1 pseudogene is annotated in these 771 nt (G+C 57.8%); it reads right to left on the reverse strand.

The features are described 5' to 3' along the window. Positions 1-95: 95 nt before the first annotated feature. Positions 96-771, reverse strand: a pseudogene (locus I6F16_RS37460) (hypothetical protein); the annotation flags it as partial.

Here is a 771-nt window from a genome sequence, read left to right on the forward strand (position 1 = left end):
TGCGCTACTGCCGGGATATCCCCCGATCAGCCATGGCTGACCGAGCGCTCGCGTCTCGAGCACGTACATCAGAGTCGGGGAATCAGAGAGATCGATCACCGGGGTACCGACTTCAAGGCCGGCTGCACGAGCATGGGCTCTGGCCTTGGCCAGATAGTCGTGGAAGGAGTGCGACAGCACCAATTTTGCACCACCCGGCAGGGGCGTGACAGCGGTATAAGCGCGCAGATTTTCACCTGACGCCAACCCTTGAGGATGCCAGCATTGACCACCGAAGCAGTAAGCAACTGTGCCAACACCGTCAGGGGAACGAGGGCGGCGACGCTGCGTCCCTCTTGCGCAAGAGGGCTGAGGAATGCAACGACCGCGAGCATCCAGAACAAGGCAGCAAGCGAAACGCTCCCCCAGTAACTGGAAATGGAGCCAAGTCTGAGCAGATGGGGCAGGACCAAAAAGGTTAGCGCTAGAGCGATGCTCGTGGGAGTCTGGGTGCGCAGAACCATTCCCTCACGATAAAACATCGCGCCAAGGCATGTGAAGACTGGCACCAACAACAGAGTCGAGGGCTCGATACTGATCGGATCGATCCCCAGCAGCGCAATCGCTATTGTTTCGATCAACACCGCTTTGAGAGCCAGCGGCGGGAGCAACCTGTGCGTAGATCCCATAGAAATGCTGAGTAGAAGGGCCGACGCCATTAACAGAGCGATAGCGAGTTGCCAGCGACTGGTGGTGAGCCAGTAGATCTCAAAAATGCGAGACACCTTGTAC

This window comes from Bradyrhizobium sp. IC4060 (assembly GCF_020193715.1).
Taxonomy (GTDB): domain Bacteria; phylum Pseudomonadota; class Alphaproteobacteria; order Rhizobiales; family Xanthobacteraceae; genus Bradyrhizobium; species Bradyrhizobium yuanmingense.